Below are 21,746 nucleotides of genomic sequence, written 5' to 3' on the forward strand. Positions count from 1 at the left end.
TCACCGCACGTGCCCGCCGGGCTACGGGGTGAGCAGGACCTGCGGGGGGTGTGCTTTTTGTGGGTGCCGTCAGTGCCGGTCGGGAAAGCGCAGGTAGCGGGGCGGTACGGCCGGGGTGAGCCACACGCCGTTCGCGCTGCGGTGGAAGACATGGCCGTCGCGGTGCATGGCTGCGGCGTCCACGGCGAGCACGACGGGGCGGCCGCGCCGGGCGCCGACCCGGGTCGCGGTCTCGCGGTCGGCCGAGAGGTGGACGGCGTGCCGGTTCATGGGCCTGAGGCCCTCGGTGCGGATCGCGTCCAGGGAGCGGGCGACGGTCCCGTGGTAGAGGTACGGCGGAGGGGTCGCCGGGGGCAGCCCGAGGTCGACGTCGATGCTGTGGCCCTGGCTGGCGCGGATCCTGGTGCCCTCGATCGCGAAGCGCTGTTTGTCGTTGACGGCCACGACGTGGTCGAGTTCCTCGCGCGAGATGCGGAAGCCGTGTGCGGAGGCGGCGGCGATCAGGGTGTCGATCTCGACCCAGCCGCCCGCGTCGAGGGTGAGGCCGATGCGTTCCGGCTGGTGGCGCAGATGCTTCGAGAGGTACTTCGACACCTTGACGGTGCGTCTTTCATCCATCTCCCCAGCGTGCGGGAGAGATGCGGATCACGCAGGTTATTTTTTGTCCGGAGGTTTGATCCACAGCCAAGTCGAGTTATCCACAGGGGAATTGGCGAAGTTGTGGACAACTGACGGGCTGTTCAGGGTGATTCGCCAAGACCTTTGTGCGGAAGTTCCGATGATGACAGTTCGTCCAAGAGGCGTGCCCGGACCTCACGTTCGGCCGAGAGGGTGATGAACGCGACGGTGTGCTCGGGGCCAACAAGGCTTTCCACGGCGCTGATCGTCTCCTCGGGCAGCTCGACGGAACGCCTGTCCCTGCGCGGCTCGGGCGGAGTCCCGGTGCCCAGGCGGGTGCGAAGGTGCCGGGTCGCGAACACGCGCATGGCACGGGCCAGTTCGGCATCGACCGTCTGCTGGGCGAGGGGCCGTAGCCGGCGTACCAGCGAGGCGGCCTCCGCCGCGTGTGCGTCCGTGCGCCGGCCGGGGTCGTCCAGGTAGCGGGCGAAGACGTACTCGGTGGTGAACTCCAGGAAACGGGCGGCTATGTGCTCGACCTGTCCCCTCAACTCCCGCAGATGGCCAGAGATCGCTGAGAGCGGCACGCCGGCCGCATGCAACTCGGCGGCCACGGACAGCTCTTGGGGGCTCGGTACGAGGAAGGTGTCCCGGTCGCCGTCGACCGGCTCCAGTACGCCGAGCGCGACGGCCTCGGCCACGGCGTCGTCGTCCGGGGTGCCGCCGAAGCGGGCGTTCAGCTCGGTGCGGGTGATGCGGGCCGGTTCCTCGTCGGTCCACGGGCCTTCCACCTCGGTGACCAGGCCCAGGACGCCGCCCAGGCCGCGGCCGGTGTCCCAGGCGTCCAGAAGCTCCTTGATGGAGGCCAGGGTGTAGCCGCGGTCGAGGAGGTGGGCGATCTGGTGGAGACGGGTGAGGTGGATGTCGGAGTAGAGGTTGGCCCGCCCCTGGCGTTCGGGACGGGGAAGGAGTCCTTTGTCCTGGTAGGCCCGGATGGTCCGTACGGTGGTGCGGGTGCGGTGGGCGAGGTCTTCGATGCGGTAGGCCTGGTGGGCCGGCGGATCGGTCACAACTTCGGCTCCACGCGCGCGATTCCCCTCAGCACCCCCGGCATGAACCGGGACAGGAGATGTGCGCCCCGTGCCTCCGGTGTCACGGGTACCACCGCCCTGTTGCGGGTCACCGCGTCCAGGATCGCCTCGGCGACCTTCTCCGGCGGGTAGTTGCGCAGCCCGTACAGGCGCGCGGAGTGTTTCTGGCGGCGGCGTTCCTCGGCCTCGTCGACGCCGGTGAAGCGGGCCGTGGAGGTGATGCCGGTGTTCACGAAGCCGGGGCAGATCGCCGTGACGCCGATGTCCTGCGCGGACAGTTCGGCGCGCAGGCACTCGGAGAGCATCAGGACCGCAGCCTTGGAGGTGCTGTAGGCGGGCAGCGCCCGGGAGGGCTGGTAGGCCGCCGCCGAGGCGATGTTGACGATGTGGCCGCCCTGGCCGCGCTCGGCCATCCGCCCTCCGAACAGGCGGCACCCGTGGATCACCCCCCACAGGTTGACGTCCAGGACCTTGCGCCAGTCGTCGGTGGTGGTGGTGAAGAAGGAGCCGGACAGACCGATCCCCGCGTTGTTGACCAGCACGTCCAGCACGCCGTACGCGCGGTGCACCTTCTCGGCGAGCTTCTCCATGGCCTGCTCGTCGGAGACGTCCGCGGTCTCCGCCCAGGCCTCGGGGGCCCCGATCAGCCGGGACAGCTCGGCGGTGCGGGCGGCGGCCTCGGCGTCACGGTCGACGGCCACCACGCGCGCGCCGGCCTCCGCGAACGCGAACGCCGTGGCGCGGCCGATACCGCTGCCCGCGCCGGTGACCAGCACCAACTGCCCGCCGAACCGGTCGGCATGGCGGCCGGTGGCGGTCGGCTCGGGGCGGCCGCCCTCCACGGACGTCACGAACTCCGCGATCCAGGAAGCCAGTTGATCAGGGCGTGTGCGCGGGATCCAGTGCTTGGCCGGAAGCGTGCGCCGGGTCAGCTGCGGTACCCACCGGTCGAGGTCGTCGTAGAGCCGCTCGGACAGGAACGCGTCCCCCTGGGGCGTGATGAGCTGCACGGGCGCGTGCGCGTACGCGTCGGGGCGCGGCCTGCGCAGCCGGGCGCGGACGTTGTCCCGGTACAGCCAGGCGCCGTGGGCCGCGTCGGAGGGCAGGGAGGCGGTCGGGTAGCCGTCGCCCGGGACCTTCTCGACCCGCTGGAGGATCTTCGGCCAGTGCTTGCCGAGGGGCCCGCGCCAGGCCAGCTCCGGCAGGGCGGGCGTGTGCAGCAGATAGACGTACCAGGATTTGGCGCCCTGGCCGAGGAGCTGGCCCACCCGGCGGGGTGTGGGGCGCTGCACGCGCGCGTTGATCCAGTGCCCGAAGTGGTCGAGGGACGGTCCGGACATCGAGGTGAAGGAGGCGATGCGGCCCTCGGTGCGGCCCACCGTGACGAACTCCCAGGACTGCACCGAGCCCCAGTCGTGACCGACCACGTGCACCGGGCGGTCCGGGCTGACCGTGTCCACGACCGCCAGGAAGTCGTCCGTGAGCTTCGCCAGGGTGAAGCCGCCGCGCAGCGGCTGCGGCGCCGTGGAGCGGCCGTGGCCCCGGACGTCGTACAGGACGACGTGGAAGCGGCCGGCGAGGCGCGCGGCGACCTCCGACCAGACCTCCTTGCTGTCCGGGTAGCCGTGCACCAGCACCACGGTCGGCTGCGACGGATCACCCAGCTCGGCCACGCACAGCTCGACCCCGCCGGATCGCACCCGGCGCTCACGCGCACCCTTCAGTGTCACTTCTCCTCCGCCCAGCGCCGCACGTGCGGCAGATCGTCGTCCAGCCAGAACGCGCTCTGTTCGGGGTCCCGGGAGTCGGTGACCACCAGGATCTCCTCGAACTTCGCGCCCGTACCCCGGAAGCCGAGGTGCGGTTCGACCGCCCACAGGCCCGGCTGCGGCGGGTGGTCGGAGAAGCGGTACGGCGACCACAGGGGCGACCAGCCCTCGCGGTGGCCGTGCAGGGCGTCGGCGGCCAGGCCCTTGAGGGACTGCGTGCCGAACCCGAACAGGTGCGGGGACCAGCGGCGCTGCTTCACCCGGTCGACCTTGTGGGCGATCACGCCGAAGGGATACGCCCGGTGCCGGTTGGCGTAGCCCTGGCGGACCATGAGGCGGTCCACGTCCTCGTAGATCTCGCGCAGCGGCCGGCGTTCGCGGACCTCGCGCAGGATCAGCTCGCGGTGCGCCTCCAGGTCGGCCATCAGCCGGTCCTGCACCGGGTTGACGCCGAGGGAGCCCGAATAGCCGATGTCGGCGGTGTATCCCTCGTAGACCGGGGCCATGTCCAGGATGAACGGCATCCCGGGCTCCAGGGCCCGGTCGGTCGGGAAGAACTGCAGGGGGATGCGGAAGCCCGCGAACGCCGTGCGGTCGCCGAACCAGGCGAAGGGCAGGTGGAACCAGTCCCGCACCCCCCGCCCGCGCAGCCATTCCCGCTGCATCCGTGCCGCCTCGCGCTCGGTCACGCCCGGTGCCAGGCGCGCGGCCACCGCCTCCGCGCACTCGTAGGCGAGGCGCTGCACCCGCCTGAATCCCCGCAACTCAACGGAGAGTCCGCTGCTCACTGCCGTCGTCATGCCGCCCCGTCCCGTCGACTGCGGTACGCGTCCGTAACTTGACACTGGTGAATGTGACAGTTGTTAGAGGCGGCGTCAATAGGCGGGATCAAGGCCTGTGGACGACTCGCCGTACGTGTCTGTGGACAACGCTCGCCCAGGGGGATCCCCTAGTGCCCCGTAATACTCGAGTCTGACGCGAAGACGGCTCTGAGGTCTGACGTCCGGCGCGGTATGCGTCACTACCGTCGAAGCCGTGACTGTGATCGTGACCGAAAGCCTGAGCAAGCGGTTCCCCCGGGTGACCGCGCTCGACCGGCTGTCCGTGGACATCGGACCCGGTGTGACCGGACTCGTCGGAGCCAACGGCGCCGGCAAGTCCACGCTCATCAAGATCCTGCTGGGTCTGTCCCCCGCCACGGAGGGCCGCGCCGAAGTGCTCGGCCTCGACGTCGCCACCCCGTCGTCGGGTGCCGCCATCCGCGAGCGCGTGGGGTACATGCCGGAACACGACTGCCTGCCGCCCGACGTCTCGGCCACCGAGTTCGTCGTGCACATGGCGCGCATGTCCGGCCTGCCGCCCACCGCCGCGCGCGAGCGCACCGCGGACACCCTGCGCCATGTCGGCCTGTACGAGGAGCGCTACCGCCCCATCGGCGGCTACTCGACCGGCATGAAGCAGCGCGTGAAGCTCGCCCAGGCCCTGGTGCACGATCCGCAGCTGGTCTTCCTCGACGAGCCGACCAACGGCCTCGACCCGGTCGGCCGCGACGAGATGCTCGGCCTGATCCGCCGCATCCACACCGACTTCGGCATCTCGGTCCTGGTCACCTCCCACCTGCTGGGCGAGCTGGAGCGCACCTGCGACCACGTCGTCGTCATCGACGGCGGCAAGCTGCTGCGCTCCAGCTCCACCACCGACTTCACGCAGACCACGACCACCCTCGCGGTCGAGGTCACCGACAGCGACGGTCACCCCGACGGCACCCGCGCGGTGCGCGACGCGCTCCACGCGCGCGGGGTGGACACCCGGGACGAGGGCGGCGGGCTGCCCGGCGCCGGCCACATCCTGCTGCTCACCGCCGCGGGCGAGGAGACGTACGACCTCGTGCGCGACGTGGTCGCCGACCTGGGCCTCGGCCTGGTGCGCATGGAGCAGCGCCGGCACCACATCTCCGAGGTGTTCACCGACAGCGACGAGCAGCGGAAGGAGGCCGCCGGCCATGGCGGTTGACCAGCCCATGCACCCGGCGGGCGCGCCCTCCGGCGATCAGACCCGCATCCACGACATCGGCTATCGCGGCTACGACGGCCCGCGCCTGGGCCGCGCCTACGCCCGCCGCTCGCTGTACTCGCAGTCCCTGCGCGGCTCCTACGGCCTCGGCCGCTCGGTGAAGTCCAAGGTGCTGCCGATGCTGCTGTTCGCGGTGATGTGCGTGCCCGCCGCCATCATGGTCGCCGTCGCGGTGGTCACCAAGGCTCACGAACTGCCGGTGTCCTACACCCGCTACGCGATCGTCATGCAGGCCGTGATCAGCCTGTACGTCGCCTCCCAGGCACCCCAGTCCGTCTCGCGCGACCTGCGCTTCAAGACGGTGCCGCTGTACTTCTCGCGGCCCGTGGAGACCGCCGACTACGTCCAGGCGAAGTTCGCGGCGCTGGCCTCGGCCCTGTTCATCCTCACCGGCGCCCCGCTGCTCGTGATGTACGTGGGCGCACTGCTGTCCAAGCTGGGCTTCGCCCACCAGACCGAGGAATTCGCCCAGGGACTGGTCTCCGTGGCCCTGCTCTCACTGCTGTTCGCCGGCATCGGCCTGGTCATCGCCGCGGTCACTCCGCGCCGCGGTTTCGGCATCGCCGCCGTGATCGCCGTGATGACCATCTCCTACGGTGCCGTCTCCACCCTCCAGGCCATCGCCGACACCCAAGGCAGCAGCAGTGCCGTCCCGTGGATCGGCCTGTTCTCGCCCATCACGCTGATCGACGGCGTGCAGTCCGCCTTCCTCGGCGGCAGCTCCGCCTTCCCCGGCGGCGCGGCCCCGTCCAGCGGTGCGGGCGCGGTCTACGTCCTGGCCGCCCTCGGCCTGATCGCCGCGTGCTACGGCCTCCTGATCCGCCGCTACCAGAAGGTGGGCCTGTGACCATGCCCAGCCCGTCGCCCGCCACCACCCTTCCCGGGAAGGGGCCGCGCCCATGAGCACTCTCGTCATCGACCACGTCTCCCGCTGGTTCGGCAACGTGGTCGCCGTCAACGACATCACGATGACCATCGGCCCCGGCGTCACGGGCCTGCTCGGCCCCAACGGCGCCGGAAAGTCCACCCTCATCAACATGATGGGCGGATTCCTCGCCCCCTCCACCGGCTCGGTCACCCTGGACGGGCAGCCGGTGTGGCGCAACGAGACCATCTACCGGCACATCGGCATCGTCCCCGAGCGGGAGGCGATGTACGACTTCCTCACCGGCCGCGAGTTCGTCGTCGCCAACGCCGAACTGCACGGACTGGGTGCCAAGGCGGCCCAGCGGGCCCTCGCCACGGTCGAGATGGAGTACGCGCAGGACCGGCAGATCTCCACGTACTCCAAGGGCATGCGGCAGCGCGTGAAGATGGCCTCGGCGCTCGTTCACGACCCCTCCCTGCTGCTGCTCGACGAGCCGTTCAACGGCATGGACCCGCGCCAGCGGATGCAGCTCATGGACCTGCTGCGGCGGATGGGCGACGAGGGCCGCACCGTGCTGTTCTCCTCGCACATCCTGGAGGAGGTCGAGCAGCTCGCCCGGCACATCGAGGTCGTCGTCGCCGGACGGCACGCGGCCAGCGGCGACTTCCGCAAGATCCGCCGCCTGATGACGGACCGCCCGCACCGCTATCTGGTGCGCTCCAGCGACGACCGTGCCCTCGCGGCGGCGCTGATCGCCGATCCCTCGACGTCCGGCATCGAGGTCGACGTCACCGAGGGCGCGCTGCGCATCCAGGCCGTGGACTTCGGCCGCTTCACCGCCCTGCTGCCCAAGGTCGCCCGTGACCAGGGCATCCGGCTGCTCACGGTCTCGCCGTCCGACGAGTCCCTCGAGTCCGTCTTCTCGTATCTGGTCGCGGCGTAGGAGGCCGAAGATGTACGACCCCACCGTCGCCCGGCTCACCTACCGGGCCCTGCTCGGCCGCCGCCGGGCCCTCATCCTGGGCGCGCTGCCCCTGCTGCTGATCGTGATCTCCGCGGCAGTGCGCGGTCTGACCGGAGCGGACGACCAGACGGCCGCCGACGTCCTCGGCGGGTTCGCGCTCGCCACCATGGTGCCGATCATCGGTGTCATCGCCGGCACGGGCGCGATCGGGCCGGAGATCGACGACGGCTCCGTCGTCTACCTGCTGTCCAAGCCGCTGAAGCGGCCCACGATCATCTTCACCAAGCTGATCGTCGCCATCGCGGTCACCATGGCGTTCTCCGCGGTGCCGACCCTGATCGCGGGCCTGATCCTGAACGGCAACGGACAGCAGGTCGCCGTTGCCTACACGGTGGCCGCGCTGGTGTCCTCGATCGCCTACTCCGCGCTGTTCCTGCTGCTGGGCACCGTCTCCCGGCACGCGGTCGTCCTCGGGCTCGTGTACGCGCTCGTGTGGGAGGCCCTGTTCGGCTCGCTGGTGCCCGGTGCGCGCACCCTGAGCGTCCAGCAGTGGTCGCTCGCCGTCGCCCACAAGATCGCGGGCGGGGACCTGGTGACGTCCGACGTCGGGCTGACGACCGCCACGGTGCTGCTGGTCGTGGTCACCGTCCTGGCCACCTGGTACGCCGGCCAGAAGCTGCGCGCCCTGACGCTGGCGGGCGAGGAGTAGGCCTCGATCGGGCCCCGGCGGCCTTTGACAGGGACTTCACCTGTGTCCGGGCACACTGGGCAAAGCGGATGTACGGCTAGGAGGCCGCAGCAGATGGCAGAGGAGACGCCGCAGCACGACGCCCGCGGGACGCCGCAGCACGACGCCCGCGGGCGGGCCGAGGGTGACGTGTGGGACGAGCTGGTCCTCGACGAGAGCTTCGTCCGGGGCGCCGGGGCCTGTGAACCGTCCGCACGGGCCCGTATGCTCGCCGCCCGCTGGCGTGCCGAGGAGCCTGAGCCGCAGCCGTGGCGGTCCGACGAGCCGCCCGCGGGCTGGTTCTTCAGCAAGGCGCGCCGGCGCAGATGGCGGCGCCGCTAGCGCGGTCTCCCGGCCGCCGGTTAATTCGGTGGCGTCCAACTCGGCGGCGGGGCACAGTGGTTGTACCCCATCCGCCGGGAGTGTCCCGGCGCCGCGAACCGGGAGTGGAGGTGGGCGATGTCCATGCACGGCAGTACGCCCAGCTCCCGACAGGGCAGTCCGAGGCCGGCTCCGGAGTAGCCATTACCTCTCCGTGAGCCACGGGAGCTGCCCGGGGCGGCCGCTTCGAGCACGCGATGTCGCTCTCGCGTGGGCCGCCCACCCGGAGGATTGGCCGAGTGGCAAGGCACCGGCTTGCTAAGCCGTGGTCGGGGGTGACCCCGCGCACGTTCGATCCGTGCATCCTCCGCAAGACGTCGCCCCTGAGACCCACCCGAGCAACAGACCCAGGCCCCAGCCCACGCAATGGCAGTACATGAATGGCAGTACATGACTGCCCACGACGCCTGAAGCGCCCTGAAGGGGCGCGGGGAACTGCGCGATAGCCCACGACGGCCCGCACCCGGCAATGGCCCGCATCCGGCGACGGCCCGCACCCGGCAACGGCCCCGCACGCCTCGCGGCGGGGACCCGCCGGTCACCCCAGCATCCGCTCCAGCACCACCGCGATCCCATCCTCCTCGTTCGAGGACGTCACCTCGTCCGCCACCGCCCTCAGGTCCTCATGAGCGTTGGCCATGGCCACACCCCGCGCCGCCCAGCCGAACATCGGGATGTCGTTGGGCATGTCGCCGAAGGCGATCGTGTCGGCGGCCTTCAGGCCCAGTCGGCGGGCCGCGAGGGACAGCCCCGTGGCCTTGGACAGGCCGAGGGGCAGCAGCTCCACGATGCCCGCGCCCGCCATGGCGACGGTGACGAAGCCGCCGGCCGCACGGCGGGCCGCCTCCGCCAGTTCGTCGTCGCCCAGCGTCGGGTGCTGTATGTAGATCTTGTTCAGCGGAGCGGTCCAGAGGTCGGACGCATCCGTGAAGGGGGTCGCGGGCAGCCTGCCGGTGACCGCGTACCCCGGCCCGACCAGCACCTCGCCGTCCAGGCCGTCCCGGCTCGCCGCCAGATGGAGCGGCCCCACCTCGGCCTCGATCTTCGCCAGGGCCACGCCCGCCAGCTGCCGGTCCAGGGTCACGGACGTCAGCAGGCGGTGCTGCCCGGCGTCGTACACCTGCGCGCCCTGGCCGCAGACGGCGAGGCCGCCGTAGCCGAGGTCGTCGAGGATGTGCCGGGTCCAGGGCACCGCGCGGCCGGTGACGACGATGTGCGCGGCGCCCGCCGCGGTGGCCGCGGCGAGCGCGTCACGGGTGCGCTGCGAGATCGACTCGTCGGAGCGCAGGAGCGTTCCGTCGAGGTCGGTGGCGATGAGTCGGAAGGGGAAACCGGCGCTCACTTGGCGACCGGCTCCAGGACCTCCCGGCCGCCCAGGTACGGGCGCAGCACCTTGGGCACGTAGACGGAGCCGTCGGCCTGCTGGTGGTTCTCCAGGATCGCCACGATGGTGCGCGGTACGGCGCACAGGGTGCCGTTGAGCGTGGCCAGCGGGCGGACCTGCTTGCCCTCACGGACCCGGATCGACAGCCGGCGGGACTGGAACTCGGTGCAGTCCGAGGTCGAGGTCAGCTCGCGGTACTTGCCCTGGGTCGGGATCCACGCCTCGCAGTCGAACTTGCGGGAGGCCGAGGCGCCGAGGTCGGCGGACGCGACGTCGATGACGCGGAACGGCAGCTCCAGCGAGGTCAGCCACTGCTTCTCCCACTCCAGCAGGCGCTGGTGCTCCGCCTGCGAGTCCTCGGGAGTGACGTATGTGAACATCTCGACCTTGTCGAACTGGTGCACGCGGAAGATGCCCCGCGTGTCCTTGCCGTGCGAGCCGGCCTCACGGCGGAAGCACGGGGAGAAGCCCGCGTAGCGCAGCGGCAGCTTGTCGGCGTCGATGATCTCGTCCATGTGGTACGCCGCCAGCGGGACCTCGGAGGTACCGACCAGGTAGAGGTCGTCCTTGTCGAGGTGGTAGACGTCCTGGGCCGCCTGGCCGAGGAAGCCGGTGCCGGCCATGGACTGCGGGCGCACCAGTGCCGGGGTGAGCATCGGCGTGAAGCCGGCCGCGGTGGCCTGCGCGATCGCCGCGTTCACCAGGGCCAGCTCCAGCAGGGCGCCGACGCCGGTGAGGAAGTAGAAGCGGGAGCCGGAGACCTTGGCGCCGCGCTCGACGTCGATCGCGCCGAGGATCTGGCCCAGCTCCAGGTGGTCCCTGGGCTCGAAGCCCTCGGCACCGAAGTCGCGGATGGTGCCGTGCGTCTCCAGCGTGACGAAGTCTTCCTCGCCGCCGACGGGCACGTCGGGGTGGACGAGGTTGCCGAGCCGCTGGAGCAGCTCCTGGGTCTCGGTGTCGGCGGCGTCGCGCTCGGCGTCGGCGGCCTTGACGTCGGCCTTCAGCTGCTCGGCACGCTTGAGCAGCTCGGCCTTCTCGTCGGCGGCGGCCTTGGGGATCAGCTTGCCGAGCTGCTTCTGCTCGGCGCGCAGCTCGTCGAAGCGGACGCCGGAGGACCTGCGCCGCTCGTCGGCAGACAGGAGAGCGTCGACGAGCGCGACGTCCTCTCCACGGGCGCGCTGGGACGCGCGCACACGGTCGGGGTCCTCACGGAGCAGGCGAAGGTCAATCACGTGGCCAAGGCTACCGGTGCGAGCTCGCAGGCCACGACCCACTATTACGACTCACGCGCTACGTGCCGTTATGGGGTAATTGCGCAGAGTGTCGGAGTCGGTCAATAAAACCCGTCTCATTCCCTGGAAGGTAGCAGCAGGTGAACATCCGGTTGACTGGATTCCCTTGTGGAGAACGGCACTTGGGGAGGCCGTTGTCCACAGGAATCCGCACCCCGGGAAGAGTTATCCACAGGCTGTGCGGAAAGCCTGTGGACTTCGGAATTGATCACTCCGGAACTGTCGGCCGGACTGAAGAATTCCCTGCCCAACCACGGGTGACACCCACTTTCGAGTGGAAAGGGGTCGCTCCAAAAGATGAACCAAAGGAAACGGGTGGACGAAGGGTGACTTGCGGGGCAGCGGCCTCAAGAAGGACTTGCAGGGCGATTTGTCGACTGGGTCGCCTACCTCTGTCGACTTGTCCCCAGGTCGAGAAGCGGACCTGTGGATAACTTCTGTGGATAACGAAGATATGCAGGTAAGACTGGCTCCAGGCAGTCTACGACCGGGTCAGAACCGGCCGTCCTGGCAGCGCGCCACCCAGTCGGCCGCCGCCACGAACTCCTCGTCCGAGGTCCCCGGCAGGGTGGGCCGTGCCTCGCCCGGCCGGATGTCGGCACGGGGATAGGAGCCGAGGAAGCGCACCTGGAGACAGATCCGTTTCAGCCCCATCAATGTCTCGGCCACCCGGCGGTCGGAGATATGGCCCTCGGCATCGATGCAGAAGCAGTAGTTGCCGATGCCCGCACCGGTCGGCCGGGACTGCAGCAGCATGAGGTTGATGCCCCGGCCGGCGAACTCGCCGAGCAGGTCGCGCAGGGCACCGGGGTGGTCGTCCCGCTGCCACAGCACCACCGAGGTCTTGTCGGCACCGGTCGGTGCGGCGGGCCGGGCCGGACGGCCGACCAGCACGAAGCGGGTCTGGGCGTTCTCCGCGTCGTGGATCCCGGTCTCCAGGGCCTGAAGGCCGTACCGGGCGGCGGCGAACTCGCCCGCGAAGGCGGCGTCGTACTGGCCCTCCTGCACCAGCCGCGCGGCGTCCGCGTTCGAGGCGGCCGACTCCCAGTGGACGTCGGGGAGGTTCTTCTTGAGCCAGTTGCGGACCTGCGGCTGGGCGGCCGGATGGGCGGAGACCGTCTTGATGTCGGACAGCTGCGTGCCCGGCCGGACCAGCAGCGCGAAGGTGATCGACAGCAGCACCTCGCGGTAGATCATCAGCGGCGCGCCCGCGACCAGCTCGTCCAGGGTGGTGGTGATGCCGCCCTCGACGGAGTTCTCGATCGGCACGAACGCGGCCTCGGCCTCGCCGGCCCGCACCGCGTCCAGCGCGGACTGCACCGACACGTAGGGGATCAGCTCCCGGGTGGCCGCCTCCGGAAGCGTGCGCAGGGCGACTTCGGTGAAGGTGCCTTCGGGACCGAGATACGCATAGCTCGCTGGCATGTCCCTCACCCTAATGGCCGCGGTGACACGCGTCGTCCGTGTCTCACGGACGCCACCCGACCGGGTGGTTTCAAACCCGGAATCACCCTTCCAGCAGCCGCTGGCCCACGTACTCTCCCTCGGCCGCACCGCCGGGCACCGCGAAAAGACCGCTCGACTCGTGCCGGATGAACTTCGACAGGGCGTCCCCGCGATCGAGCTTGCGCTGTACGGGCACGAAGCCGCGCAGCGGGTCCGCCTGCCAGCAGACGAACAGCAGACCGGCGTCGGGCGTGCCGGTCGTGTCGATGCCGTCGTGGTAGGAGAACGGGCGCCGCAGCATGGCCGCGCCGTCGTTCTGGTCGGGCCGGGTGATCCGGGCGTGCGCGGTGACCGGGACGACGTACTCGCCCTTGGCGTCGGCCTTCTCCAGATCCATCGGGGTCGTCTCGGTGCCTCCGGACAGCGGCGCGCCGTCGTTCTTGCGCCGCCCGATGACCGCCTCCTGGCCGCCGGGCGAGAGCTTCTCCCAGTCGTCCAGCAGCATGCGGATACGGCGTACGACGGCGTAGGAGCCGTTCGCCATCCAGGCGGGTTCCGCCGAGGCGGGTACGAAGATCCGTCGGTCGAAGTCGGCGTCGGCCGGCTTCGGATTGCGGGTGCCGTCCAGCTGGCCCATCAGGTTGCGGGCCGTCATCGGGTGGGCGGTGGCGCCCGGGGTGCGGTTGAAGCCGTTCATCTGCCAGCGGACGCGGGCCGCGGCGCCCGCGTCCTTCTGGATCGCGCGCAGGGCGTGGAAGGCCACCAGGGCGTCGTCGGCACCGATCTGCACCCACAGGTCGCCGTCGCTGCGCGCCTTGTCGAGGTGGTCGGAGGAGAAGTCGGGCAACGGGTCGAGGGCGCCGGGCCGCTGCTTCTCCAGGCCGGTCCTCCCGAAGAAGCTGTGGCCGAAGCCGAAGGTGATCGTCAGCGAGGACGGGCCCGCGTCCCGGGCCACATCGGTGTCGTCGTGCGCGGCGGCCTCGCCCGCCATCAGCCGCTGGGCCGTCGCCGACCAGCGGCGCAGCAGGGCGGCAGCCTCCTTGCGCCCCGCGCCCGCCGCCAGGTCGAAGGCGACGAGATGGCCGCAGGCCTGCAGACCCTCGGTGATGCCGGGCTGATGTTTCCCGTGAAACATCGCCCGGCCCGAGCCCACCGAGGTCAGCGGGGTGGCCTGGGCGGGTGCGGATGCGTAGCCCACGGCCCCGCCGGCCGCGCCGAGTACGAGTCCGGTGGCGCCGGCGGTACCGAGCAGCGCACGCCGGGAGACGCCGTGGCCGCTGCCGGAACCGGGCTTCTGTGCGGCGGACCCGGGCTCCTGCGCCGCGGAACCGGTGTCACGCGCCGCCGAGCCGGGCGTACGGGCCTGAGGGACGGACTGGTCGGGCATGGTGTGGTTCAGCCGATCTGCGCGTTCTTGGAGACGGTCACCTGGTCGATGTCGGAGGTCCGCACGGTCACGGCGACCTTCCAGTTGCCGGCCATCGGGATCTGCACGCTGCTCGCCGACCAGTGGCCGGTGGTGATGTGGTCGGGGGTCACGGGAAGCGGACCGATCTTCTTCTCCGTGAGGGTGAAGGCGACCTTCACCTCGGGGATGTCGAAGGCGCGTCCGTTGGGCCGCTGTACATAGACGTGCATCTCGTTGCCGCCCACGCGCGCGGGGTCGATGTCGATCCGGACCAGGCCCTTGCCGTCGGTGCCGCCGGTGTCGAAGGGCATGTCCAGCGTCAGCGCGCCGGACGAGGACGAGGAGGCCGAGGAGGAACTGGCGGACGACGAGGAGGCGGCCTTGGCCTCCTGCTCGGTGCGGCCCGGCTCGGTCTGGCTCAGCCAGGTGGCGACGGCGAGCAGTACGACCGCGACGCCGGCCTCGGCCAGCACCGAGCGGCGCAGGCCGAAGCGGTTCGGGTCGGCGTCGCGCAGCTGCTTCTGCCGGGCGGTGGCCACCGCGGCCCGCTGCCGCGCCAGCTGGGCGGCCCGCTTGTCGCCACCGGAGGCCGCACCCTTGCCGGCGCCCTTGCCCGCCTTCGACGCGGAGACGGACTCCTTCTCGCGCTGCTTCGCCTTCTTGGATCTGGTGGCGGCGATCGTGTCGGTGAGCCGTCCCGTCCAGCGCCGCGAGATCCCCGCGATGCCCACCAGCAGCGCCACCAGTGCGATCTTGACCAGCAGCAGCTGGCCGTAGCGGGTCTCGGTGAACGCCGACCAGGAGCCGAGCTGGCGCCAGGACTGATAGGTGCCGGTGGCGACCAGGGTGAGGACGGAGCCGAACGCGAGCCGGGAGAACCGCCGGACGGCGGCGGCCTCGATCGGTGTGTCCGCGGGGGCCCGGTAGAGGGCGACGAGCAGAGCGGTGAGGCCGCCCAGCCAGGCCGCGACGGCCAGAAGATGGAGGACGTCGACGGGCATGGCGACAGCCGGCTGGAGCCCGGTGGAGGCGTGCTCGGCCATGGCCCAGCTCGCCGCGATCCCGGCGGCCACGACCACCCCGCCGATCGAGAGCCCGAAGGTCAGGTCGCTCTTCTCCTCGCTCTCCTCCCGCCGGTTGTAGGCGCCGAAGAGGACGGCGATGAACAGCGCGGCGGCGGCGAGCAGCAGCAGCCGGGAGACCAGCGCGGCGCCGCTCTTGGTCTGCAGCACCTGGCCGAGCAGGTTCAGGTCGAAGACGTCGGCGAGCTTCCCGGAGGAGGTGTAGGAGCCGCGCAGGAGCAGCAGCCACAGGGTGGCCGCGGTGAGCGCGAGCCAGCCGCCGACGACGAGCCGCTGCACGGCCCGCACGCCCGAGCCGCGCCGCCAGCAGGCCAGCACGAAGGCGGCGCCGCCCGCCAGCACGATGAACCCGGCGTAGGAGACGTAGCGTCCGATCGCGTAGAGCGCGCCGACGACTCCGCCGCCCGCCCCGGTCCCGACGCCGGAGACGACGGTCTGGGAGGGCGCCCCGATGGAGAAGGTGTAGGCGCCGGAGACGGGGTGGCTGTCGGCCGAGACGACCTGGTAGGCGACCGTGTAGGTGCCCTTGGCGAGGCCGCTCTTGAGCCTCACGGCGTACGTCGTCCCGCTCACGTTGGACGGCGAGCCGACCTCGACCTTCTTGCCCTTGGGGTCGAGGACCTGCAGCGAGTCGTCGTTCATCGCGACCTGCTCGGAGAAGGTGAGCGACACCTGGGTGGGCGCCTTGTCGACCACCACCCCCTGCGCGGGGTCGCTGCCGGTGAGCGCGGCGTGCGCGGAGGCCGGTCCGGCGCCCGCGAGCAGTGCGCCGGTGACGGCGAGGAGCAGCAGCACCAGGGTCCGCAGGCGGGGGGTGATGGTCCGCATCAAGATGGTCCCTCCCTCAGTGTCCGGTCGACGGGTTGTACGTGGCGGACTCCACCGGCATCTCGACGGTGAGGGGCCCGGACTTGGCAAAGGTGAGCTTCAGGGTGACCTTCTGGCCCTGTTCGGGCTTGCGCTTCAGCTTCTCGAACATCAGATGGTTGCCCCCGCTTTTGAACACGAGTTGACCATGGGCGGGTACGGCGAAGGAGGTCTTCTCCTCCATGGCCCCGCCGACGGTGCTGTGCATGGTGACCTGGCCGGCTATGTCGCTGGTGACCGAGGTCAGCTCGTCCTTCGTGCCGCTCTTGTTGGCGATCGTCAGGAATCCCGCGGCCATGTCGGCGGAGACCGGCTGGGGCATGTAGGACGCGCGCACGGACAGCTCGGCCTTCGAGGACGCCGAGGAACCCGAAGAGCCCGAGGAGCCGGAGCCGGAGCCGCAGCCCGCGAGGGCCAGGGCGGCGGCGAGCGCGGTCACGGGCAGGACGGCACGCTTCACGGTCTGGCTCGTGCGCCTCACGGCTTGGCTCCCTTCACGAGCTTCGGCAGGTCCTTCGTGTAGTCGTCGACCGTGGCGTCCTCGCCGTAGAGGACGTACCCGGCGTCGGTCTTCGGCGAGAAGGCGATGACCTGGGTGCCGTGCACCGAGACGAGCTTGCCGTTCTTGTCCTTCGACGTCGGCTCGATGGAGATGCCCACGGAGCGGGCGCCGGCCTGGATGGTGGAGAAGTCGCCGGTCAGGCCGATGAACTGCGGGTCGATGCCCTTGAGCCATTTGCCCAGTTCGGCGGGGGTGTCGCGGTCGGGGTCGGTGGTGACGAACACGACCCTGAGGTTGTTCTGCTCGGCCTTGGGCAGCGCCTTCTTGGCGACGGCGATGTTGCTCATCGTCGTGGGGCAGATGTCGGGGCAGTGCGTGTAGCCGAAGTAGACGAGGGTCGGGTGGCCCTTGGTCTCGGCGCGCAGGTCGTACTTCTTGCCGTGCGTGTCGGTGAGGACCAGGTCCGGCTTCTCGAACGGCTGGTCGAGGATGGTCGCGGCCTTGCCCGAGTCGGTCTCCTCGGAGACCACGGCGACGGGCGACTTGCCGTCCTTGCCGCTGCCACAGGCGGAGAGGGGCAGGATGGCGGCGGCGAGCAGCGCAGCCGCTGCGAGCGTCTTCTTGCGCATAGAAAAATGTCCCAGATGTGAGAACTCCGGCGCGCACCGGGGTCGTACGACAGCGTCGCACGGCCCCGGTGCGCGCGCGGAACGGTGGGTCAGGCGCTCCGGCGGCGGCCGGCGAGAACGCCGTAGGCCACACCCGCGGCGCCGATGACGATGCCGACCACGCCGAGCACGCGCGCGGTGGTGTCGCTGCCGCCCTTCGAGTCGTCGGCGGCGGCCGTCTTCTCGGTCTTGCCGTCGGTCGTCTCGGAGGCGTCCTTGGCCGTGGAGCCGCCGTGGTGGTCGCCGGTGGCGGCGGACAGCTCCAGCGCCGGGGCCGGGTTCTCGGGTTCGGCCTGGCCTTCCTGGGGCGTCTCGATCCAGCGCACGACCTCGTTGTTGGAGTAGGTCTGGATCGCCTTGAAGACGAGCTGGTCGGTGTCCTCGGGCAGGGCGCCGACGGAGAGCGGGAACTTCTGGAAGTAGCCGGGCTCGATGCCCTTGCCGTCGGCGGTCCAGGTGACCTTGGTGACGGCCTCGTCGATCTTCTCGCCGTGCATCGTCAGCGGCTTGTCCAGCTTGGACTTGGTGACCTGCACGCTCCAGCCGGGGATCGGCTGGGGCATGACCGAGGCGAGCGGGTGGTCGGCCGGGAGGTTCACCTCGAGCTTGGTGGTCGAGGCCTTGTCGCGCTCGTTGGGGACCTTGAAGTCGATGACCGCGTAACCGCCCTTGGCCGCGGCGCCCTCGGGCTGCACGGTCACGTGCGCGAAGGCGGGGGCGGACAGGGCGAGGACGGCCGTGCCGGCGGCGGCAGCGGCGGCGACGATACGAGAAGCCTTCATGGCAGGGAGCACTCCACTCCGGGTGAGTTGCGGTGGTGATCAGGAGTACGCGTGCGCAGGGCGACACCACTCGGGGTGCCGGTGCCGATGTGCGCACACGCGCGTGCCGCGCGACGGCGGCCCCTCCCGTCCGGCTCTCCGTCTCCGGCTCCGGTGGAGTGTGGTCGCCTCGCGTCAGGCGGCGAGGAGGAACGCGTCGGCGGGCGGGCCGCGCCGGATCACCGTGTGCTGGAGTGCGGTGGTGTGCGGGGCGGGGCCCTCGTCCCGGGCGGTGCGACGGCCGCGTGGGTGCGGCTCGGCCGCGGGCAGGAGCTCGGCGCACAGGGCGTGCGCCAGCGCGAGCGCCGCGCGCAGGGATCGTACGAGCGCCCCCTCCGTGACTCCATGCACCGACAGCTCGATCAGCCGCAGCACGGCCAGATCGCCCCGGCGCAGCAGCCAGCCGGCGGCGACCGCCGCGAGGACGTGCCCGAGCAGCATCGGCAGGGAGGGCAGGAGCGAGGCCGAGGTGCCGGTGGCGTCGGCCATGTGGGGCATGGGGGGCATGGTGCCCACGGCCCGGCCCGACGGGTCGATGAGGCGCGCGTCGAGCAGGAGCCGGTAGGCGTGCCCGGGGGTGAGCACCGACGGGCTGGACCCGCACACGAGCCGGGCGGCCCGCTCGACGAGCGCGCTACTGCTCAGCGACCCGTCCGTCGGGCCCGTCGGCATCGCGCCCGCCGCCGCGTGCCCGCCCAGCCCGAACAGCGTGTGCAGCGCGATCTGGCCGAGCGCGAGGAGGGTGGCGATCCCCGGCAGCGAGCGTTGCCGTCCGGTGAGCGGTGCCACGACCAGCAGGGATCCCAGGAATCCCGCGCCGAGCGTCCACAGCGGCACGCGCGCGCAGGAGGCCAGTGTGTGCCCGGCCGCGGCCAGCACGACGCAGGCCGCGGCGAACACCGCGGCCCGCAGCATCCGGAGCCCGGCTCCGGGGCCCGCCGTGCGCGGGTGGGGGGCAGTCATGGCGGGCTCATCATCCCACTGGCCTTACCCGAGCCCTACGGCAGGTCACGGGATCCCGTCACGGCCGGAAGGGACCGCCGCCGCGGCGGAAAGATCGCCGTTACGAGTGGAAGATCGTCCTCCGCCGACATTCATGCCCTCATACACCGATTCCTCCCGGGGCGCATCGCCTGAATGGGCGGAGTCACGTCAATGGTGTGCTTACGGGCGCGTGCGGGCGGCAATACGTATCGGTATGTCGAGCCGCGGCCAGGAGGCTGGAGCATGAGCATCTGGTGGTCACTCCATCTGCGCCGCGAGGCTGCGAGCGTGCCGCTCGCCCGGCGGTTGCTGATCGGCACGATGGAGACGGCGGGCGTCGACCCGGACGTCTCCTACGATCTGTCCGTCGCACTCAGTGAGGCCTGCGCGAACGCCGTCGAGCACGGCGGGGGCGGCGCCACACTCGGAAGCCGCTCGGAGGCCTATCGGGTGACGGCGTACCTCGACGGCGAGAAGTGCCGGATCGAGGTGGCGGACGCGGGCCCCGGCTTCACCCGCGCTCCGGACGTCCGGCCCGCCCGCATGGACGCCGAGCACGGTCGCGGGCTGTGCCTGATCAGAGAACTCGCCGATCATGTCCACATCGGCGCCAAACCGGGCCGGGGCGGGACCGTGGTGAGCTTCGACAAGATTCTCAAGTGGAAGAAAGATCCTTCCCTGCTTACGGCATGACGGTCCCCTTAACGGGCTCACGCCGTTAAGGTGCGCGCATGTACACCGATTGCAGGGAAATACAGGACGCGGAAACAGTGGGCGGTGTGATCCTGCGCCCGCTCGCACCGGACGATGCTTTCGCGCTCGCCTCCGCCTATACGGAGAACAGGAAACACCTCGAACCGTGGGAGCCGGTCAGACCGGATTCCTTCTTCACCGTCGAGGGCCAGGCGGAGCGCATCGACGGGCTGCTGCGGCAGTCCGCCGAAGGAGCCCTGGCGCCGTGGGTGTTCGAGGCTCAGGACGGGCGGATCGTGGGGGCGATCACCCTGTCCGGGATTTCCCACGGCCCTTTCTGCAGCTCGTATCTCGGGTACTGGGTCGCCGCCGACCAGCAGAACAGGGGGCTGGCCAGCGCCGCGGTGGAGCAGGTCTGCCGTATCGCCGCGGACCGGATGGGGCTGCACCGGATCGAGGCTTCGACGCTGACCGAGAACACCGGTTCACAGCGGGTGCTCCAGAAATGCGGTTTCGAACAGATCGGGCTCGCCCCGAATTACCTGCACATCAACGGGAAATGGCGGGACTGCCGGCTCTTCCAGCGGATACTGCACGACCACGCCCCGACGCCGTGAGGGCGCTTTTCCCGCCTCCTTCTCCAGGTGTGCCCGGTCTGCACAGCGCTTTGCCGGGGCATGTCCGCCGGACCGGTCAGCGGCGGTCCCGGCTTTTCCGGATTTCCCGGCCGTGACGGGAACCCACCGGAAAACCGCCGCACCGGGCACCGTGATGCCGGCGGGCGATGTGTTGCCGGTCAGTTCGCGAGCAACGGTTCGGTGACCGTGCGGGGCGCACGGCCGGCGGCCCGACGGGCTGCCGGCCCCATCGCGCAGGCCGCGACCGACATCAGCGCGCCCAGCAGGAGCCAGCCCGGAGTGCCCCAGCCGAGCAGCAGCGAGGTCACCACGAGCGGCCCGAGCGCGCGGGCCACCGTCACGCCCGTGCCGAAGAAGCCCTGGTACTCGCCCATCCGGTCGGCCGGGGCCAGGTCGAAGGAGAGCTGCCAGGAGCCCGCCGACTGCTGCATCTCCGCGACGACCTGCAGCACCGCGCCTGCCACCAGGAGCAGGGCCGCGGGCCACGCGGACCGGCCCGCCGACAGCGCGAACACCGCGCAGGACCCGAGCATCACGACCCCGGACCGGCGCAGCACCCGCAGGGCCGTGGCGAGTCCGGTGACCGCCCGGGCCGCCCGCACCTGGAACAGCATGACGAAGCCGGTGTTGAGGACGAACAGTGCGGAGGCCAGCCAGGCCGGCGCCCCGGTCCGCTCGGTGATCCACAGCGGCAGGGCGAGGCTGAGCAGCGGCATCCGCAGCAGCAGCACGGCGTTGAGCAGCGCGACGAGCGCGTACGGCCGGTCGCGCAGCACGGCGAACCGCTCCTTGCGCCGTCCGTCGTCGTCCGTCATGGAGGCCGTCGTCGGTCGTTCGTCGTCGTCCGTCACGGAGACCGGCGCCCGCCGAACGCTGCCGGCCGCCACGGCTTCCGGTGCCGGCAGCCGCAGCAGGATCAGCGCGCACATCAGGAAGCACATCGCGTCCAGCGCGAACACCGCCCGGTACGCCACCGCCGTCCCCGCGCTCAGCGCGAGACCGCCCAGCGCCGCGCCGACGGCGAGTCCCCCGTTCAGCGTCGACTGCAGGCGCGCCAGCAGCCCCGTGCGCTCCCCGGCCGGCACCAGCCCCGCCAGCAGCGCCTGCCGGGCCGCCGCCAGACCCGACTGCGCCGACGCGTAGGCACAGGCGGCGAGGGCGAACGGCACGAACCCCCGCACCAGGAGGAACGAGGCGACCGCCGCCCCGGTTCCCAGGGCCAGCAGTACCGCCGTCCCGCGCGCCCCGCGCCGGTCCGCGAGACGCCCGAGCGGCACCCCGACCAGCGAGCCCACCGCCCAGGCAAGCGTGAGCCCGAGTCCGACGCGCGCCGGGTCGAGACCGGCGACATGCGTGAAGTACAGCGCCGAGGTGACGTAAAAGGCGCCGTCACCGACGGAGTTGGCGAGCTGGGCGAGGGCCAGGAAGCGCCGCGGACGAGTCTTCATACCGTTGACGCTAGGGACCCGG

The 21,746-nt window shown here is 71.0% G+C and carries 21 protein-coding genes and 1 tRNA gene; 8 read left to right on the top strand and 14 right to left on the bottom strand.

Annotated elements, in window-relative coordinates; all coding sequences use genetic code 11:
- Positions 1-69: 69 nt before the first annotated feature.
- From ACZ7P3_RS03130 to ACZ7P3_RS03145, 4 genes are all read right to left on the bottom strand, one after another.
- A complete protein-coding gene (locus ACZ7P3_RS03130; protein ID WP_472078629.1) occupies positions 70-618 on the bottom strand; it encodes an RNA 2'-phosphotransferase in 549 nt (182 codons plus the stop codon).
- A gap of 122 nt (positions 619-740) precedes the next feature.
- On the bottom strand, positions 741-1,688 hold the full coding sequence (locus ACZ7P3_RS03135) for a MerR family transcriptional regulator (protein WP_472078630.1): 948 nt from the start codon (positions 1,686-1,688) through the stop codon (positions 741-743).
- A complete protein-coding gene (locus tag ACZ7P3_RS03140; protein WP_472078631.1) occupies positions 1,685-3,439 on the bottom strand; it encodes an SDR family oxidoreductase in 1,755 nt (584 codons plus the stop codon). The genes ACZ7P3_RS03135 and ACZ7P3_RS03140 overlap by 4 nt, the downstream gene beginning before the upstream one ends.
- Entirely contained in the window at positions 3,436-4,278 is an 843-nt protein-coding gene (locus ACZ7P3_RS03145; protein WP_472078632.1) for a M24 family metallopeptidase, read from the bottom strand. The genes ACZ7P3_RS03140 and ACZ7P3_RS03145 overlap by 4 nt, the downstream gene beginning before the upstream one ends.
- 241 nt (positions 4,279-4,519) lie before the next feature.
- On the opposite strand from ACZ7P3_RS03145, the gene ACZ7P3_RS03150 reads away from it, so the two are divergent.
- The 6 genes from ACZ7P3_RS03150 to ACZ7P3_RS03175 all read left to right on the top strand — a co-directional run bounded on the left by ACZ7P3_RS03150 (position 4,520) and on the right by ACZ7P3_RS03175 (position 8,801).
- Positions 4,520-5,491 (top strand): ABC transporter ATP-binding protein, encoded by a 972-nt coding sequence (locus tag ACZ7P3_RS03150; protein WP_472078814.1) that lies wholly within the window; start codon positions 4,520-4,522, stop codon positions 5,489-5,491.
- On the top strand, positions 5,481-6,398 hold the full coding sequence (locus ACZ7P3_RS03155) for an ABC transporter permease subunit (RefSeq protein WP_472078633.1): 918 nt from the start codon (positions 5,481-5,483) through the stop codon (positions 6,396-6,398). Before ACZ7P3_RS03150 ends, ACZ7P3_RS03155 begins: the two co-directional genes overlap by 11 nt.
- A gap of 52 nt (positions 6,399-6,450) precedes the next feature.
- On the top strand, positions 6,451-7,362 hold the full coding sequence (locus ACZ7P3_RS03160; RefSeq protein ID WP_472078634.1) for an ABC transporter ATP-binding protein: 912 nt from the start codon (positions 6,451-6,453) through the stop codon (positions 7,360-7,362).
- A gap of 10 nt (positions 7,363-7,372) precedes the next feature.
- Complete coding sequence (locus ACZ7P3_RS03165; RefSeq protein ID WP_472078635.1) at positions 7,373-8,092, top strand: ABC transporter permease; 720 nt, start codon at positions 7,373-7,375, stop codon at positions 8,090-8,092.
- 93 nt (positions 8,093-8,185) lie between these two features.
- The gene (locus tag ACZ7P3_RS03170; RefSeq protein WP_472078636.1) at positions 8,186-8,452 is read left to right on the top strand and encodes an SGM_3592 family protein; all 267 of its coding nucleotides are present in this window, start codon (positions 8,186-8,188) and stop codon (positions 8,450-8,452) included.
- Between the two features lie 264 nt (positions 8,453-8,716).
- Positions 8,717-8,801 (top strand) — tRNA-Ser (locus ACZ7P3_RS03175).
- A gap of 228 nt (positions 8,802-9,029) precedes the next feature.
- Here the strand turns inward: ACZ7P3_RS03175 and ACZ7P3_RS03180 are convergent.
- From ACZ7P3_RS03180 to ACZ7P3_RS03220, 9 genes are all read right to left on the bottom strand, one after another.
- Positions 9,030-9,833 (bottom strand): HAD family hydrolase, encoded by an 804-nt coding sequence (locus ACZ7P3_RS03180; protein ID WP_472078637.1) that lies wholly within the window; start codon positions 9,831-9,833, stop codon positions 9,030-9,032.
- Positions 9,830-11,107 (bottom strand): serine--tRNA ligase, encoded by a 1,278-nt coding sequence (gene serS / locus ACZ7P3_RS03185; RefSeq protein ID WP_472078638.1) that lies wholly within the window; start codon positions 11,105-11,107, stop codon positions 9,830-9,832. The genes ACZ7P3_RS03180 and serS overlap by 4 nt, the downstream gene beginning before the upstream one ends.
- A 552-nt stretch (positions 11,108-11,659) precedes the next feature.
- Positions 11,660-12,592 (bottom strand): prephenate dehydratase, encoded by a 933-nt coding sequence (gene pheA, locus ACZ7P3_RS03190; protein ID WP_472078639.1) that lies wholly within the window; start codon positions 12,590-12,592, stop codon positions 11,660-11,662.
- A gap of 82 nt (positions 12,593-12,674) precedes the next feature.
- Positions 12,675-14,000 (bottom strand): iron uptake transporter deferrochelatase/peroxidase subunit, encoded by a 1,326-nt coding sequence (efeB, locus tag ACZ7P3_RS03195; RefSeq protein WP_472078640.1) that lies wholly within the window; start codon positions 13,998-14,000, stop codon positions 12,675-12,677.
- Positions 14,001-14,008: 8 nt separating this feature from the next.
- Positions 14,009-15,934 (bottom strand): copper resistance CopC/CopD family protein, encoded by a 1,926-nt coding sequence (locus tag ACZ7P3_RS03200; protein WP_472078641.1) that lies wholly within the window; start codon positions 15,932-15,934, stop codon positions 14,009-14,011.
- 13 nt (positions 15,935-15,947) lie between these two features.
- Entirely contained in the window at positions 15,948-16,451 is a 504-nt protein-coding gene (locus ACZ7P3_RS03205) for a copper chaperone PCu(A)C (protein WP_472078642.1), read from the bottom strand.
- Complete coding sequence (locus ACZ7P3_RS03210; RefSeq protein WP_472078643.1) at positions 16,448-17,101, bottom strand: SCO family protein; 654 nt, start codon at positions 17,099-17,101, stop codon at positions 16,448-16,450. Before ACZ7P3_RS03210 ends, ACZ7P3_RS03205 begins: the two co-directional genes overlap by 4 nt.
- Positions 17,102-17,190: 89 nt before the next feature.
- Positions 17,191-17,922, bottom strand: coding sequence for a YcnI family copper-binding membrane protein (locus ACZ7P3_RS03215; RefSeq protein WP_472078644.1), 732 nt, complete (start codon positions 17,920-17,922; stop codon positions 17,191-17,193).
- 174 nt (positions 17,923-18,096) lie between these two features.
- Positions 18,097-18,924: a hypothetical protein gene (locus ACZ7P3_RS03220; RefSeq protein ID WP_472078645.1), complete on the bottom strand. Its 828-nt coding sequence runs from the start codon at positions 18,922-18,924 to the stop codon at positions 18,097-18,099.
- A gap of 264 nt (positions 18,925-19,188) precedes the next feature.
- Here ACZ7P3_RS03220 and ACZ7P3_RS03225 point away from each other — a divergent pair, with 264 nt between their 5' ends.
- Both ACZ7P3_RS03225 and ACZ7P3_RS03230 read left to right on the top strand, forming a co-directional pair.
- Entirely contained in the window at positions 19,189-19,638 is a 450-nt protein-coding gene (locus ACZ7P3_RS03225) for an ATP-binding protein (RefSeq protein WP_472078646.1), read from the top strand.
- 38 nt (positions 19,639-19,676) lie between these two features.
- Positions 19,677-20,255 (top strand): GNAT family N-acetyltransferase, encoded by a 579-nt coding sequence (locus ACZ7P3_RS03230; protein WP_472078647.1) that lies wholly within the window; start codon positions 19,677-19,679, stop codon positions 20,253-20,255.
- A 179-nt stretch (positions 20,256-20,434) separates the two neighbouring features.
- On the opposite strand, the gene ACZ7P3_RS03235 is transcribed toward ACZ7P3_RS03230, so the two are convergent.
- The gene (locus ACZ7P3_RS03235; RefSeq protein WP_472078648.1) at positions 20,435-21,724 is read right to left on the bottom strand and encodes an MFS transporter; all 1,290 of its coding nucleotides are present in this window, start codon (positions 21,722-21,724) and stop codon (positions 20,435-20,437) included.
- Positions 21,725-21,746: the final 22 nt, after the last annotated feature.

It is taken from the genome of Streptomyces sp. NPDC107581, assembly GCF_055657175.1.